The 15,497-nt window shown below is 67.0% G+C and carries 14 protein-coding genes; 11 read left to right on the forward strand and 3 right to left on the reverse strand.

Annotated features, from left to right (window positions below; genetic code table 11):
• Nucleotides 1-61 precede the first annotated feature (61 nt).
• The gene (locus OSH05_RS05255) at nt 62-877 is read left to right on the forward strand and encodes a creatininase family protein (RefSeq protein WP_104217243.1); all 816 of its coding nucleotides are present in this window, start codon (nt 62-64) and stop codon (nt 875-877) included.
• A gap of 11 nt (nt 878-888) precedes the next feature.
• Here the strand turns inward: OSH05_RS05255 and eda are convergent, their stop codons facing one another.
• Together eda and OSH05_RS05265 are read right to left on the reverse strand one after the other, a co-directional pair.
• Nucleotides 889-1,527 carry a bifunctional 4-hydroxy-2-oxoglutarate aldolase/2-dehydro-3-deoxy-phosphogluconate aldolase gene (gene eda / locus OSH05_RS05260; RefSeq protein ID WP_165801439.1) on the reverse strand — a complete coding sequence of 213 codons (639 nt, stop codon included), beginning with the start codon at nt 1,525-1,527 and terminating at the stop codon, nt 889-891.
• Nucleotides 1,524-2,504 carry a PfkB family carbohydrate kinase gene (locus tag OSH05_RS05265; protein ID WP_104217241.1) on the reverse strand — a complete coding sequence of 327 codons (981 nt, stop codon included), beginning with the start codon at nt 2,502-2,504 and terminating at the stop codon, nt 1,524-1,526. The genes eda and OSH05_RS05265 overlap by 4 nt, the downstream gene beginning before the upstream one ends.
• A 210-nt stretch (nt 2,505-2,714) precedes the next feature.
• Between OSH05_RS05265 and OSH05_RS05270 the strand changes: the two genes are divergently transcribed.
• The 10 genes from OSH05_RS05270 (at nt 2,715) to OSH05_RS05315 (ending at nt 13,199) form a co-directional block, all read left to right on the forward strand.
• Complete coding sequence (locus OSH05_RS05270) at nt 2,715-3,716, forward strand: LacI family DNA-binding transcriptional regulator (RefSeq protein WP_104217240.1); 1,002 nt, start codon at nt 2,715-2,717, stop codon at nt 3,714-3,716.
• Between the two features lie 50 nt (nt 3,717-3,766).
• Nucleotides 3,767-4,768: a BMP family lipoprotein gene (locus tag OSH05_RS05275; protein WP_104217239.1), complete on the forward strand. Its 1,002-nt coding sequence runs from the start codon at nt 3,767-3,769 to the stop codon at nt 4,766-4,768.
• Between the two features lie 112 nt (nt 4,769-4,880).
• Nucleotides 4,881-6,431: an ABC transporter ATP-binding protein gene (locus OSH05_RS05280; RefSeq protein ID WP_104217238.1), complete on the forward strand. Its 1,551-nt coding sequence runs from the start codon at nt 4,881-4,883 to the stop codon at nt 6,429-6,431.
• A complete protein-coding gene (locus tag OSH05_RS05285) occupies nt 6,431-7,453 on the forward strand; it encodes an ABC transporter permease (RefSeq protein WP_104217237.1) in 1,023 nt (340 codons plus the stop codon). Before OSH05_RS05280 ends, OSH05_RS05285 begins: the two co-directional genes overlap by 1 nt.
• Nucleotides 7,454-7,462: 9 nt before the next feature.
• Nucleotides 7,463-8,374 carry an ABC transporter permease gene (locus tag OSH05_RS05290; protein WP_104217236.1) on the forward strand — a complete coding sequence of 304 codons (912 nt, stop codon included), beginning with the start codon at nt 7,463-7,465 and terminating at the stop codon, nt 8,372-8,374.
• Entirely contained in the window at nt 8,371-9,327 is a 957-nt protein-coding gene (locus OSH05_RS05295) for a nucleoside hydrolase (RefSeq protein WP_165801438.1), read from the forward strand. The genes OSH05_RS05290 and OSH05_RS05295 overlap by 4 nt, the downstream gene beginning before the upstream one ends.
• Complete coding sequence (locus OSH05_RS05300) at nt 9,324-10,079, forward strand: glutamine amidotransferase (RefSeq protein ID WP_104217234.1); 756 nt, start codon at nt 9,324-9,326, stop codon at nt 10,077-10,079. The genes OSH05_RS05295 and OSH05_RS05300 overlap by 4 nt, the downstream gene beginning before the upstream one ends.
• Nucleotides 10,080-10,089: 10 nt before the next feature.
• On the forward strand, nt 10,090-10,857 hold the full coding sequence (locus OSH05_RS05305; protein ID WP_104217233.1) for an alpha/beta fold hydrolase: 768 nt from the start codon (nt 10,090-10,092) through the stop codon (nt 10,855-10,857).
• On the forward strand, nt 10,857-11,822 hold the full coding sequence (locus OSH05_RS05310; protein WP_165801437.1) for an acetamidase/formamidase family protein: 966 nt from the start codon (nt 10,857-10,859) through the stop codon (nt 11,820-11,822). The genes OSH05_RS05305 and OSH05_RS05310 overlap by 1 nt, the downstream gene beginning before the upstream one ends.
• A gap of 204 nt (nt 11,823-12,026) precedes the next feature.
• A complete protein-coding gene (locus tag OSH05_RS05315; protein WP_104217231.1) occupies nt 12,027-13,199 on the forward strand; it encodes a M20 family metallopeptidase in 1,173 nt (390 codons plus the stop codon).
• Nucleotides 13,200-13,201: 2 nt separating this feature from the next.
• On the opposite strand, the gene OSH05_RS05320 is transcribed toward OSH05_RS05315, so the two are convergent.
• Complete coding sequence (locus OSH05_RS05320; protein ID WP_104217230.1) at nt 13,202-15,409, reverse strand: flavodoxin domain-containing protein; 2,208 nt, start codon at nt 15,407-15,409, stop codon at nt 13,202-13,204.
• Nucleotides 15,410-15,497: the final 88 nt, after the last annotated feature.

Genomic DNA, 15,497 nt, shown 5'->3' on the forward strand with positions numbered 1-15,497 from the left:
TGCCCGGCAAGGACAGCAAGACTTCTGAAAACGCACTGCGGAACTCGCCAAGGAGCTTTTGATGCCTGCCGCCTTTCCCTCGTCCCGCCGCTGGCTTGACCTCACCACGGTCGAGGCCGCAGCCTTGCCGCCGGAGACGGTGGCTCTGCTGCCGGTCACGGCCGTCGAGCAGCATGGGCCGCATCTGCCGCTCGGAACCGACGCCTATATCAACCGCGGCATCATCGGCCGCGCGCTGGAACTGTTGCCACCGGAGGTTCCGTTCCTCGTGCTGCCGGAGCAGACGGTCGGCACGTCGGAGGAGCATCTCGATTTCGCCGGCAGCCTGTCGCATCGGCCGGGCCGGTTGATCGATATCTGGACTGACGTTCTCGCCTGCGTCTGCAATACGCCGGTGCGCCGGCTGATTCTCTTCAACAGCCATGGCGGCCAGACCGGCCTGCTGGCGCCGACCGCGCTGGATCTGCGCGTGCGCTTCGGCCTCCTCGTCGCTTATGCGAGCTGGTTCGACGCCGGCTATCCGGAGGGTCTCTTCACCGACGAGGAGGTCCGCTACGGCCTCCACGGCGGAACGATCGAGACCAGCCTGATGATGCATCTCCATCCGGAGCTTGTCCGCAGCGACAATCTCGCCGATTTCCCGTCCAGCGCCATCGAGCTCGACAGGCTGACGCGGCATCTTTCCGCCAATCCGGGCTATGGCCGCCTCGGCGGCTTCGGCTGGAAATCGGCCGACCTCCAGCCAAGCGGTGTCACCGGCAACGCCGCGGCCGCCACGGCGGACGCGGGACGCAAGCTGCTCGACCATCTAGGCGCCAGCCTCGCCGCTATGATCGAGGACATGGCGGCGGCGACGCGCTTCATCGAGGGCGCCTGAGGCGGTCAGCCTTATGAGCCGTCCGCACCCATAAGCCCCTTGGCGCGCGCGACACGCTGCGTGAGGATCGTCACGCGCTCCGGCCCCGGATCAAGGCCGGCATGGAGCCAACTGCCGCCGACGGCAGCGACGTTCTTGAGTGCGCCATAGGCGGCAAGCTGCGCCTCGCCGATGCCGCCCGTCGGCACGAAGCGCATGGCGGGAAAGACATTCGCATAATCGCGCAGGATCGCCGGCGCGCCGTTCGGCTCCGCCGGATAGAACTTGACGAGGCGGAGGCCGAGTTCGGCGGCGGCCATGACCTCGCTCGCCGTCTGCACGCCTGCGATCAGCGGCAGCGGCACGGTGCGTGACGCCGCCGCCAGCGCCGGGGTCAGGCCCGGACTGATCATCAGATCGGCGCCCGCCTCGACGGCCTGCCGGCAGAGATCCGCCGTGACGATCGTGCCAGCGGCGAGCAGCATTTCGGGATGCCGGGCGCGGCAGCGGACCAGCGCCTTGGGTGCGTCCGCGTTGCGAAACAGGATCTCCACCGTCTCCACGCCCGCCGCCGCCAGATCATCGACCAGCGCCACCGCCCCCTCGACATCGCCGACCGAGACGATCGCGACAATCCGCGCCGCCGCCAGCCGCTCCAGAACATCACTCATTTCGCCCTCTCCAACAGAAACGCCTCGACTTCCGCCCGGCTGGGCGCGCCACGCGGCCCGCCATGACGGGTGCATTTGATCGCCGCCGCCGCGCTCGCAAAGCGCAGCGCGCCTTCCAGCGACAGTCCATCGGCGAGACCGACCGCGAACGCGCCATGGAAAACATCGCCGGCCGCATTGGTGTCGACCGCCTCGATCGCGAAGGCCGGCATGAATCGCACTGCGCCGTCGCCGGGTTCCCAGAAGGCGCAGCCGGCTTCGCCGCCGGTGACGATCACGGTTGATCCGAACCGTCCCGCCAGTCCCCTCGCCGCTGCCTCGAGCTCGTTGGCGCCCGTCAGAATCGCCGCTCCGGCGAGCGAGGCGGCGATGTGGCTGGCGCATGGGGCCAGATCAGCGAGAATTTCAGCCTTGCCGACATCGAGATCGAGAATGCCCGGCACGCCGGCCTCGCGGGCGGCGTCAAGCGCGAGGCCAGCAGCCGCCGGCCAGCGCACATCGGCAAGTACCGCCGCGAAGGCGGCTTCGGCGATCGGCGGCACCAGCGTGGGCGCATCCATCAGCGCCGGCGCATAGAAAGGCACAACGATGCGCTCTCCATCGGCCGCAACCAGGATCGAGGCCGTTGCCGACAGGATGCCGGGGATGCGGCGAACATGGCTCGCGTCGACGCCTTCCTTCACGATCTCGCCGACGAGGAAGTCGCCGATGCCATCATCGCCGGCCGAAGCCCAGAGCCCAACGCACCGGCCGAGCCGCGCAACGGCGATCGCCGCGCTCGTCGCCATGCCGGCCGCCACCATCGTCGCCCCTTGCGCCATATACTTGCCCGGCCCCGCCGGCAGCGCCGGCAGTTGGAACATCAGATCGCAGGTGAAGGCGCCGACGCTCAGGATCGGGCGGCCATCAGCCCCCTTCCCGTCCCGCTCCGGCGCGAGCGAAGCCCGCGGCCCGGCTGGCCGCTGCGATGCCGTCATATCCCGCTCCTCACCCTTGCGCCGATGCCGTCAGCACCCTCCCCGCGCGCCCGGACTATGCCCGCAGGCCGACAATCCAGTCGAGCCCCGAAATGGCCGCGCCGCCTGCCAGCTGGGCGGCCAGAACAAATCTTGGGAAGAAGACTGCGCTTACAAACCGCTTTACTAAACCGCTTGCGCACTCTAATTTTCGGTCACGGAGGCTTTTTCATGTCGACGATCCAGGACGTGGCCCGCGAGGCTGGCGTATCGACGACGACCGTCTCGCGTCATCTGAACGGCCGCATCGAGCTGCCGACGGAGACGGCGGCGCGCGTCGATGCGGCGGTGGCGCGCCTTCAATATCGCCCAAACCTCCTCGCCAAGCGCCTGAGCCTCGGTACAAGCGAGACGATCGGCCTGATGGCGCCCGAGATTGCCAATCCATTCTTCGCGGAGCTGGCGGCGGCGGCTCAGGACGAGGCCGACCAGCAGGGCTTCGCCGTGCTGATGTCGAGCACGCGCGGCAGCGTCGAGCGCGAGGTGGCGGCGCTCTCGCGCCTTCGCGATCGGCATGTCGATGGCCTGCTCGTCCTTACCAACCGCGTTGACGACGGCACGCTGGCCCGCGCCATTTCCGCCGTCCCCAATGTCGTTCTGCTCGACGAGGACGTACCCGGCGCCGAGGTACCGCGCGTCTTTGCCGAAAACGAGGTCGGCGCCTATCTGGCGACGCGCCACCTGATCGAGAACGGTCATCGCCGCATCGCGCATGTCGGCGGCCCCGAGGGCCTGTTCTCGACGCGCGAGCGCCTTGCCGGCTTCCGCAGAGCGCTGGCCGAGGCGGGACTTGCCGAGGCGGCCGTCCATCTCGGCGCGTATTCGCGCGAGCATGGCGCCGCATCCGCCGAGCGGCTTCTCGGCTCGTCCGGCTCGCCCACTGCGATTTTCGCCGGCAGCGATTTCATCGCCATTGGCCTGATGCGAGCGGCGCGCGGCATGGGCACCCGCGTGCCCGCCGACGTGTCGCTGGTCGGCTTCGACGACATGCCGTTCTCGCAATTGCTCGACCCGGCGCTCACTACGGTGCGCCAGCCCGCCGCCGAGATCGGCCGCGTCGGCGTCCGGCAATTGCTGCGCCTCATCAACAAGCAAGCCGCCGATCCGGTGACGCGGCTCGCCGTCGAACTCGTCGAGCGGCAATCCGTCGCCCGGCGCCATGCAGGAGACTGACGCGCGGACGAACGATCCGCGCGGGACAGTCGCAATCAGAGGGAAAGATAATGTCGAAGACACTATGGAAGAGCCTTGCGGTCGCCGCGCTGGTCGGCCTCCTCGCGGCACCGGCGGTCGCTGAAGACATGAGCGCTGTCTATGTCATGAGCGACAATCTCGGCGATCACGGCTTCAACGACAGCGCCGCCGAGGGCTTCCACCGCGCCGAGAAGGAAGGCGTCAAGGTGCGCCTGCTGCAGGCTTCGCCGAGCGATCCGGGCCTATGGCGCCAGAACCTCGAGGCCGTGTCGAATGCCGGCAACTGGAAGGTCATCTTCACGGGCCCGAACATGCACGACAACCTCGCCGCCGTGGCGCCGCAGCATCCCGACCAGAAATACGTCTTCTTCGACGACGAACTGGCCGCCCCGAACGTCCTTTCGGTGAAATATGCGCAGAACGAGGGCTCCTACCTCGCCGGCGCGTTGGCAGCAGCCGCGGCCGGAGACAAGGCGACTTTCCCGCTTTCGACCGGCGAAAAGAAGATCGCGATCGTTGCCGGCATGGATCTCCCGGTGATCCAGGACTTCATCGTCGGCTTCAAGCAGGGCGCAGCAGCGATCGACCCGGCGACCGAAGTGCAGGTGATCTTCATCGGCTCGTTCAACGACGCGCAGAAGGCCTATGACCTCACCAAGGGCGCGATCGAGAATGGCGCCAATGTCGTCTACAACGTCGCCGGCCCCGCCGGTCTCGGCATTCTCAAGGCTGCCGCCGACCTCGACCGCTATGCGATCGGCGTCGATTCCAACCAGAACGATCTGCACCCGAAGAACATCCTCGCCTCCATGCTGAAGCAAATCGGCAATTCGATCTATGATTCCATCGGTCAGGTGAAAGCCGGCACGGCGCCCTTCGGCACGCTGGTCATCTATGGCCTGAAGAATGACGGCGTCGGCCTCGTCTACAACGATGCGCTGGTGCCGGACGCTGTCCGCGCCAAGATCGACGCCGTCAAGGCGAAGGTCGTCGCGGGCGAGGTAAGCGTCGATTCGGCGTTCAAGAAATAGGGTCTTTCACCTCTCCGTGGACCTTGAACCCGCCCCTGGAGGGCGGGTTCATGCAGAGCCCGTTGCAAGCGACCAGACCTTGATTCATCTGTTCTGTCGACTGGACCACCACATGCCTCCCGCGCCACCCTTCCTGACGCTCTCCGCCATCGCCAAGCGTTTCGGCGACAAGGTGGCGCTGGAGCATGTCGATCTTTCTGTGGCTGCAGGCGAGGTCCATGTCGTCGCCGGCGAGAATGGCGCCGGCAAGTCGACGCTGATGAACATCCTCGTCGGCATCCACCAGCCGAGCGGCGGCACGATGGCGCTCCGGGGCGAGACGATCACCGTGCCCGACCCGATCGCGGCGAGCCGCCTCGGGATCGGCATGGTGCATCAGCATTTCATGCTCGTGCCGTCGATGAGCGTAGCGGAGAACCTCTTCCTCGGCCGCCAGCCGCGCCGGTTCGGCCTTTTGACGGACCGCGCGGGCATGCGGCGCCGCGCCGCCGAACTCGTCGAGCGCTATGGCTTCCGGCTCGATGTCGACGCCCCGGTGGGAACGCTCTCCGTCGGACAGCGCCAGCGCGTCGAGATATTGAAAGCGCTGGCCTTCGACGCCGAACTCCTGATCCTCGACGAGCCGACCGCCGTGCTGACCCCGCCCGAGGTCGACGAACTGCTGGTCATCATCGACGCCCTGCGCGCTCGTGGCCGCACCGTCCTTTTCATCACCCACAAGCTGCGCGAGGTGAAGGAAGTCTCCGACCGCGTCACGGTGCTGCGGCTCGGCAAGAGCATCGGCACGCATCGGACCGCCGATATTTCCGAGCGCGAAATTGCCCGCGAGATGGTCGGCCGCGACGTCTTCCTCGTCGGCCGCAAGGATGACGGCAAGGCGCGCAGCTTCGGCACCCCTGCCCTTTCGCTTTCCGGCGTGACGATGACCGAAGCGCATGGGAGGCGTCGGCTTGATTCCGTCTCGCTGGACGTGCGGGCCGGCGAGATCGTTGGAATTGCCGGCGTCGACGGCAATGGCCAGACCGAACTCGCCGAGGCGATCGTCGGGCTGATGCCGATCCAGGCCGGGCGTATCGCTATCAATGGCCACGACGTCGGCGCCGTCGATGTCTCCGGCCGCTATGCCGCCGGGCTCGGCTTCATCCCGGAGGACCGGCTAGACCGCGGCCTTTCCGCCACCATGTCGATCGCCGAGAATGTCGCGGCGACGAATTACGAACGCGCCGGCCTCGTCCGGCATGGCCTCGTCTCGACCGCGCGGCGCGACGCGTTCGCCTCAGCCAAGATCAGTGAATTCGACGTGCGCGGCGCCAAGCCCTCGATCCCCGTCGGCTGGCTTTCGGGCGGCAATATGCAGAAGGTCGTGATCGCGCGCGAACTCGCCCGCTCGCCCAAGGTGCTCGTCGTCGCCCAACCAACGCGCGGGCTCGATATCGGCGCTTCGGAATTCGTTTATGCGCGGCTGATGGCGGCGGCCGATTCCGGCTGCGCCGTTCTGCTCATCTCCTCAGAGCTATCCGAGGTGTTCGCGCTCTCCGACCGCATCGGCGTGATGTATTCCGGCCGCCTCGTCCATGTCTTCGATCGCAAGGACGCCGACGAGACGCGGATCGGCTATCTGATGAATGGCGGCAAGCCGCACGAGATGGGAGAGGCTGCGTAATGGAAGCGCTCGCCAATCTCCTCCGCCCGCTCCGCGCGCCACTCGGCGCCATCGCGCTCACGCTCGGGCTCGGATTCCTGCTGGTCGCGGCCATCAACGACCAGCCGGTCGCGGCCTTCCGCGAACTGCTGTTCGCCAATTTCGATTCGCTTGGCAATTTCGCCCTGTTTCTCAACCGGGCCACGCCGATCGCGCTGATCGCGCTTGGTGTGGTCTTCGCCTTCCGCGCCGGCTTCTTCAATGCCGGTGGCGAGGGCCAGCTCTATCTCGGCGCCATGGCAGCGACACTCACCGCCCTAGCTCTCCCCGGCCTGCCCGGCTTCCTGTTGCTGCCGCTCACCGTCCTCGCCGGCATCGCCGCGGGTGCCGCCTGGGGCTGGATCCCCGCGGTCCTGAAGGTCCGCCTCGAAGTCGACGAGGTGGTGACGACGTTGATGCTCAATTTCGTCGCGCTGCTGATCACCTCCTACATCGTCAATCACGTCATCCGCGATACGACCACCTATGGTGCGATCAGCCTGATGATCCCGCAATCGATCTGGCTGCCACCCATGCCCGGCGTCCCAGCGGCCAGCAGCGCCTTCCTCGCGGCACTCGTTCTGGCGCTTGTCGCCTGGGTCGTGCTGTTCCGCACGGAGTGGGGTGCCGAAATCCGCGCCGCCGGGACCAATCTGCGCTTCGCCGATGCGGTCGGCATTCCCGCCAAACAGCGCGTCGTCGGAGCGATGCTGGTCTCGGGTGGCTTTGGCGGGTTGGCGGGGGCACTCTATGTGCTCGGCATCGGCCACCGCTTCGAGCAGAATTTCTCGCCGTCCTACGGCCTTGTCGCGTTGACCGTGGCCCTGCTCGCTCGCATCCATCCGATCGGCGCGCTCGCCACCGCGCTGTTCTACGCCATGCTGCTGAACGGGGCCGCCTATATGCAGATCATGACCGACGTGCCGCGCTCGCTCGTCAACCTCATCACCGGCCTGCTGGTGTTCCTGATGACGGCCCGGCTGCGGCCGGCGGCGAGGGGGTAGGCCGTGGACATGTCCTCCCTCCTCGGCTCCGTGCTGGAACAGACCGCACCGATCCTGCTCGCGGCGCTGGCGGCGATGGTGACGCTCAGAGCCAACATCCTGAACATCGCGGTCGAGGGCATGATGCTGACGGCCGCCTTCACGGCGATCGCCGTCGGTGATGCGACGGGCAGTGCCAGCCTTGCCTTTCTCGCGGCGATCGTCGCCTCGATCGGCGTTTCGATGCTGCTCGCCATGGTGACGCTGGTCTTCGGCGCCGATTTCATCGTCGCCGGACTGGGCTTGAACCTGCTCGCGGCGGGCGGCACGCTGTTCCTCTTGGAGATGGTCTACCAGAACCCCGGCGGCCTCCGGCCGTTCACCTTCCCCGACATCTGGCATGTGCCCGACGACTCGCTGTCCTTTCTGCCTATCATCGGCAAGGCGATCGAGGGGCAGAGTATCGTCGTTCTGCTCGCCGCGCTCGCCGTACCGGCAACATTCTTCTTTCTCTACCGCACGCCCACCGGCTCCTACCTGCGCGCGGCTGGCGAGAACGAGCACGCGGCGCAATCGGCCGGCATCCATGTCGGGCGGATGAAGGCACTGGCCGTCGCCATAAGCGGGCTGCTCGCCGGTGTTGCCGGGGCCGGGCTTTCGATGGACCGGCTGCATTTCTTCCTGCCGGACATGACCAGCGGGCGTGGTTTCATCGGCCTCGCCGCGACCTTGTTCGGCGCGGGTCTTCCCTTCGGCACGGCGGCAGCCTCACTCGTCTTCGGCTTCTTCGGCGCCCTCGGCGACCGGCTGCAGGTATTCTCCGTGCCGTCGCAATTCGTGCTGATGATCCCCTATGTCGCGGCAATCCTTGCCCTTGTCTTTGCGAAATGGCGAAAGCGCGTGCAGAGCCGGCCGGCATCGGTGGTAGAGGCTTCCTCGTGACGACGCGCATCCTGCTCGATTGCGACCCCGGCAATGACGACGCGCTCGGCATCCTCGTCGCGCTCGGCCATGCCGATCTCGACCTCGTCGCCGTGACGACGGGCGCGGGTCATCTGGCGGCTGAACGCACGGCGCACAACGCTGCGATCACCATGGCGGTCGGCGGCGGCACGGTTCCCGTGGCGGCGGGCGCCATGGTGCCGCTGGTGCGCGAGCGGATGATCGCCGGTGTACTCGACCTCACGAGCGCGCTCGACCCCGAGCGTCCGGATCTTGCCGCCGTGCCGCTCGATCCGCGCCCCGCCTCCGACATGATCGTCGACAGCGTGCGCTCGCATCCAGGCCTCGTCATCGTCACCACCGGACCGTTCACCAATCTGGCGCTCGCTCTTCGCCGTGATCCTGCCATCTCCAAGGAAATCAGCCGCATCGTTTCGCTTGCCGGCGCCTGGGGGCTCGGCACCAAGACGGCGGCGGCGGAATGGAACATGCTCTGCGATCCGGAGGCCGCCGCGATCGTCGCCGGTGCCGGCATTCCCTGGACGCTGATCCCTTACGAGGCAGCGTCGACAGTCGGTATTGATTCAGAACTGATAGTCCAGACCGAGGCGACCGACGGAGCCGCCGGTGTATTTGCCGGCGAGCTGCTGCGCTCGCTGGTCTCGACGTTCCGCCCCGGCCGCTTCTCGCCACCCTTCATGCCGCTCAACGACCCGCTCGCGCCGCTCCTGGCGGCGAACCCGGCTCTGGCCGAGACTGTACTGGCCCATGTCGCCATCGAACTGGCCGGCCGCCATACCTATGGCCGCAGCGTCATCGATTTCGCCATGCGCTTCGCCCCGGCTAATGCCGATATCGCGCTCGGCTTCGACATCGCCGCGACACGGAACGCCTTTCTTGCCGCGCTGGAGCGGCTCTCCTCCCAAGCAACCTCAACGAAAGAGACAGCATGACCGAACGACGCCGCATCCTCATCGCAGGCGAATCCTGGACCGTCCATTCGATCCACCAGAAGGGCTTCGACAGCTTCACCACGACCGAATATGCCGAAGGCGTGCGCTGGCTGAAGGACGCGCTCGAAGCCGGCGGCTGGGATGTCGTCTATCAGCCGGCCCATGTCGCGGCGCGAGACTTTCCGATGACGGCGGAAGATCTCGCCGCCTTCGACAGCGTCATCCTCTCGGATATCGGCGCCAACACGCTGCTGCTGCATCCCGACACCTTCGTGCGCTCCAAGGTGCTACCGAACCGCCTGGCGTCGATCCGCGACTATGTGGCGAATGGCGGCGGCTTCATCATGGTCGGCGGTTACCTCACGTTCCAGGGCATTGAGGCGAAGGGCCAATATGCCGGCTCCCCGACCGAAGAGGCGCTCCCCGTCTGGATCGATCGCTTCGACGACCGGCGCGAACTGCCGCAGGGCATCGAACCGAAGGTCGCCATCGAACATCCGATCGTCGCCGGTCTTTCGGGCGCCTGGCCGGCACTGCTCGGCTACAACAAGCTGACCGCCAAGGACGACGCTAGCGTCGTGGCGACCGTCGGCGAGGACCCGCTCATCGTCGCCGGCACCTATGGCAAGGGCCGCTCGGTCGCGTTCGCCTCGGATTGCGGCCCGCACTGGGCGCCGCCTCCCTTCGTCGAATGGGCCGGCTACGCCAAGCTGTGGCAGCAGATGGCCGATTGGTCGGCGAGCAAGATCTGAGGGCAAGACCATGACCACGCCGGTTCCGCTCAATGTCTTCCGCTGGGGTGATCCGAAGGCGGGCCGCGTCGCCGTCGGGCTGCACGGCATCACGGCCAATGGCGGCGCGATGACGGAGCCGGCGCGGCTCATGGCTGCGCGCGGCTGGCACTTCATTGCCCCCGACATGCGCGGCCATGGCGAGAGCAGCCGCGGCAACGGGGATTTCTCGTTTCCGAGCCTCCTCGCCGACATCGCCGGCGCGGTCCCACGTGACCCCGATGTGCTGATCGGCCATTCCTTCGGCGGCACGTTGGCGATCCAGGCCGTGCTTTCGGGCCTCATCGCCCCGAAGGTGCTGGTGCTGGAGGATCCTGTGTCGCATTTCGCCGACAAGGAAACGCCGAAGGGCATGCTCGACTGGGACGAGGTCAATCTCCCGCACACGATCGAAGGCATCCGCACCCTGAACCCCGGCTGGTCGCAGCTCGACGCCGCGTGGAAGGTGGTCTCACTGACGCAGATCGATTTCGACGACGCCCGCGCCGCCTTTGCCGGCAACGCTCCCTGGGACCTTCGCGGCGAGGCCGAGGCGTTGGTCCGCAAGGTGCCGACGGTCTGGATCCTGCCGGAATCGAGCCGCTTCATTCCTCCCTCCGATCAGGCGCGGCTACGAGCCGAGGCGGGCAATCGCGCCGTCGTGGCGCTGCCGGATGTCGGCCACAGCGTCCATCGCGACGCGACCGAGCTTTTCGTCGACATCGTCGAGAAGCTCGCCGATGGCCGCTGGTTCGCATGATGAGCGACTATGTCTTCCATTTCGGCGGCCATGCGCCTGTTCGTACCGTCGAAGCCGGTGTGCCGTTCTCGGTCTTCACCGAGGATTGCTTCTCCGGCAAGCTCACCTCGACCGATGGCGAACCTCGAATCGTCGCGCCCTATCCGCGCGTCAATCCGCTTACCGGCCCGATCGCGCTTACCGGGATCAAAGCTGGCGAGATCCTCGCGGTGCACCTCATCGAGCTGAAGCCGGCGCGGAACTGGGGCGTTGCGACGATCTCGCCGAATTTCGGCCTGCTCTCTGGCAATCGCGGCAATCCGAACCTGCAAGCGGAGCAGGCGGAGCGCGTCTGGATCTGGAAACTGGAGGAGGACGGAAAGTCGCTCTCGACGCCGACCTTGTCAGGTCCGCCGCTCAGCGTCCCCTTCCGGCCGTTCCACGGCACGGTCGGCGTCGCGCCGGCCCATGGCGAGGTGCGGCTCAGCGTTGTCCCCGGCGATTTCGGCGGAAACCTCGACCTGCCCATGCTGGGCGGTGGCACGACGCTCTATCTGAAGGCCAATGTCGACGGTGCGGACCTCTATATCGGCGACGGGCATTTTGTGCAGGGCGACGGCGAAATCGCCGGAACCGCCATCGAGGGCGCACTCGACACCACGCTGGTGTTGGATCGCCTTCCTGCAGACGCGCTGATGGACTGGCCGCGCATCGAGACCGACGCGGAGATCGGCGTCATCGGCGCGGCGCGGCCGTTGGAGGATGCGGCGCGGATTGCCAGCGCCGGTCTGATCCGCTGGGTGGCTGACGCTTGCGGGCTCGATCTATTCGATGCGCAGCAACTGGTCACCCAGATCTGCCGCCTGAAAATCGGCAATCTGGTCAACCCGCTGTTCACGGTCGCCTGCACAGTACCCAAGGCGCTGCTGCCCGCCGGAGCCGAGTTCATGGGCGGCGCCCATGCCCGGCTGAGGGCAGGCGGCTGAGGCCGCCGGCCGTACCATGCGGCCCTCGTAGCAGCTCATCTCACCGCCGTCAGCTCCGGGAGAGCCAGTCGCCTGGGCGGCCGAAATCCTCGATCGGAATAGCCGCCCCTTCGCCAATGGCTTCGGCCTCGACTAGGATGAAGATGGAGCGTCGGCGGTGCCCAGCCGGCGGCTCAAACCTGGAATGCACACGGATAGACCCGATTGATCGACATTGAATCTGCGGCCGAGCTGCTCTCGGCCATGATCGCCATTCCCAGTATTAATCCGGACCTGAAACGCGACGGTGTACCGGCGGAATGGTTCGGCGAGGCAGCAATGGCGCACTTCGTGGCCGGATGGCTGGTAGAGGTCGGGGTGGCTGCCCGTCTCGACGAGGTCGAGCCGGGGCGCCCCAATGTTGTCGCCGAGCTTGCCGGGGCGCCCGGTTCGCCGACGCTGCTGTTCGAGGGCCATCTCGATACGGTGCAGGTGGACGGCATGGACGCGCCCTTCCTGCCGCGTCGCGAGGGCAACCGTCTCTATGGCCGCGGCGCTGTCGACGACAAGGGATGCCTTGCCATGTTCATGCTGGCGTTGCGGGAACTGAAGCAGCGCGGCAGCGCCGTCGGCGTCACCTTTGTGGCGGCGATCGACGAGGAGGTGACCTTCAAGGGTGTCGCCCACCACCTGAGGCACCATGGCCGCCACGATGGCGGGGTCGCCGGCGAGCCGACCGGGCTCGACATCTATCGTGCCTGCAAAGGCGCGGTGCGCTGGCATATCGACGTGATCGGCAAGGCGGCGCACGCGTCACGGCCCGAGGAAGGGCTCGATGCGATCCAGGGTGCATCGGAGCTGCTGGCACTTCTGAAGGGTTATATGGCGCGGACGAACTCGGCCCACCAACATGATCTGCTCGGCGGTCGCACACTGACCTGCACCATGATCGCCGGTGGCGAGGGTCCGAACAGCCTTGCCTCGAAGGTGCGCCTGACGTTCGACTGCCGGCCCCTGCCCGACCAGACCGGCCCCGAAATCTGGGCGGAGATCGCAGCGGCCGTCGCCGGCTTCGAGGCGAGCAGCGCCTATCGCTACGTCATGCATCCGACCTTCATCGATTCGATCTCGATGGAAGTGCCGGCGGAAGCGGGCATCGTCGCAGAGCTCCTCGCGGCGACGCAGCGTCATGCTGGCTCCGGGCGGATCCTCGGCGCCTCGTTCGGTTCGGACGCCAGCAAGATGACGCGCGCCGGAACGCCCAGCGTCATTTTCGGGCCCGGCGACATCGCCATGGCTCACAGCGTTGACGAGCATGTCGATTTGGAAGAGGTCGTGCGGGCGGCGGAGATTCTCGTCGACCTCGCCGAGACCTTCGCCGTCCGCCCAAGCCGCTGACCTCAGTCGAAGGCATCGATCCGGATGCGGCCTTCGGCCAGCCAAGCCTCAATCTGCCCGGCAGCGACCTCGCTCGTCCTGTCGGGGCCGGCGAGGACCTTGCCGAGGGCCGTCAGGGCGTCGCGGGCCATCTCGCGGCGTCCGCAGATATAGACGACAGCACCATCCTCTTTCAGCCAGCGCCGCAGTTCATCCCCCGCCGCCTCGATCTGCGCCGGAATACGCAAGCCGCCGGGGTCGCGCGAGAAGGCGGTGTCGAGGCGCGTCAGCGCACCGCTTTGCAGCGCCGTCTCGAAACGGTCCTGCCAGAGGAAGTCAGCCCGGCGATGACGGTTGCCGTAGAACAGCCAGGCAGGCCCGGCCCGGCCGGATGCCTGGCGCTCGGCGAGAAAGCCGGGAAACGGTGCGACCCCTGATCCGGCGCCGATCATGACGATCGGCCAGGACGGATCAGCGGGCGGGTTGAAATCAGCATGCGCCTCCAGCCGGCCGCGGAGTTCTTCCCCGGTGGGAAGGCTGCGGATCAGCCGCGCCGACATCTCGCCGTATCCGGAACCACCATCCGCCTCCTGCCACTGATGCAGGCGCACCGTCAGCTCGATCAGGCGCGGATCGACGCGGCTCGAGCTTCCGACGGAATAGGAACGCGGCCGTTGGCCTGGCGCCGGTATCAGGCGGAGCAGGTCGCCCGGACGAAAAGCCAGATCCGTGTCGCTCGTCAGTACGATCGCCCATGTCTCCTGCGTCTCGCCCGCCTCGGGATGATCGAGGCGGCGGCGATCGGTGAGCGTCAACGTCAATGGCTTGGATGGTTCGTCCTCCCCGACGACCTGCGAGCGAGCCTCGATCCCGGCGATCTCTCCGAGTTTCGCCATCCAGTCGTTCCAGACAGGCGCCGGGTCGCGATCGGCCCTCATGAATGGAGCGAACTCGCTGGCGCCAGCGGCAAGAAAAGCGCTGCGCAGCGTCTCGGCACCACCGCAGAAATGCTCATAGCTTCTGTCGCCCAGACCCAGCATCGCGAAATGGACACCGCGCGCCGAGCCTGGCGTCAGCTGCCTCCAGAAACGGCGCGCGGGATCTGGGATTTCGCCCTCGCCCGTCGTCGCGGCGATGACGAGCACCTTGGCATAGCGGGCCAGCGCCGCTGGGGAGAGGCTGCCAAGGGGGGCGCTGACGGCCTGGATTCCTGCGGCGGAAAATACGCGCGCCGTCGCCTCGGCGAGCCTGGCGGCCGTCCCTGTCTGGCTGGCATGGACGATCAACCATTTGCCGCCAGCCATAGTCCCAACCGGGCGCCCCTCCCGCCGCCAACGGCGGAACCATGAGAGGAATCCGGTGACGGTCAGGGCCAGCAGCACCACCGAGATGCCGAAATTGAGAGCGCCCGACCAGGCCCCGGCCCAGATGCCTTCATGGATCTCCTTGACAAGACCCGGACCGCCAGTGAGCGGCACCGCCACCGTATCCGTGACGGCGAACGTCCCCCCATTTTCGCCCGCGGTCTGCAGCATCACGGTGCCGCCCCGGAACAGGCGGGCGGACTGGAGCTGCGCGAGATCGACCGTCGGGGCCGCGACCGTCAGGGCCTCCGAAACCGAGACCGTGTGCGACGCGACCGGCAGCGCCACCCGCGCTCCGCCGCCGATGCCGAGCACCATGAGGACTGCCGTCAATGGTGCAAGGATGGTCACCGGCAACAGGCACCAGCCGAGCGCCCGGTGCCAGCCTATAACCGAATTGCGGAAACGCAGGCAGGACAGCAGCGGCCCGACGATCATGATCGCCAGCATGACGAAGCTCGCCGCCTCGACGAGGAGGCCGAGGCCGAGCAGCAGCGACTTGTGGAAGCGCTCGGCGATGCCGAAGACATCGATGCCGGAACTCGCCGCGCCACTCTTCGTGCCGGTGGCAATGTCCCAGGTGCCGGCGACGGCCGTCGTGCTGCTGGCGACGTCTACCGCAGCGCCCCCGCCGGTCACCGAAATCGAGCTGACCGCGCCGCCGGCTCCCAGCTTGTCGAGCAGCGTCTCCAACGCCGGGACGTCTATGCTCGCCCCCATCGTCGAGGATGTCGCCCTATTCGCCAGGATCGGCCGGAAGGAAAGGACCGTGCCGGAGAGGATGATCATGAGGAACAGGGGGGTCAGCACGAGGCCGGCCCAGCGATGAAGGCTGATGAGGTATGGCTTCACGTGGGACAAAGACATCGAGGGTTTCCAGGCTCGAGATCCGCAATGGGGCGGATCGAACGGACCGGAAATTATCCAGGCGATGTCGCTGGAATGTCCCCTTGAA

The sequence above is a fragment of the Kaistia algarum genome (assembly GCF_026343945.1).
Lineage (GTDB): Bacteria > Pseudomonadota > Alphaproteobacteria > Rhizobiales > Kaistiaceae > Kaistia > Kaistia algarum.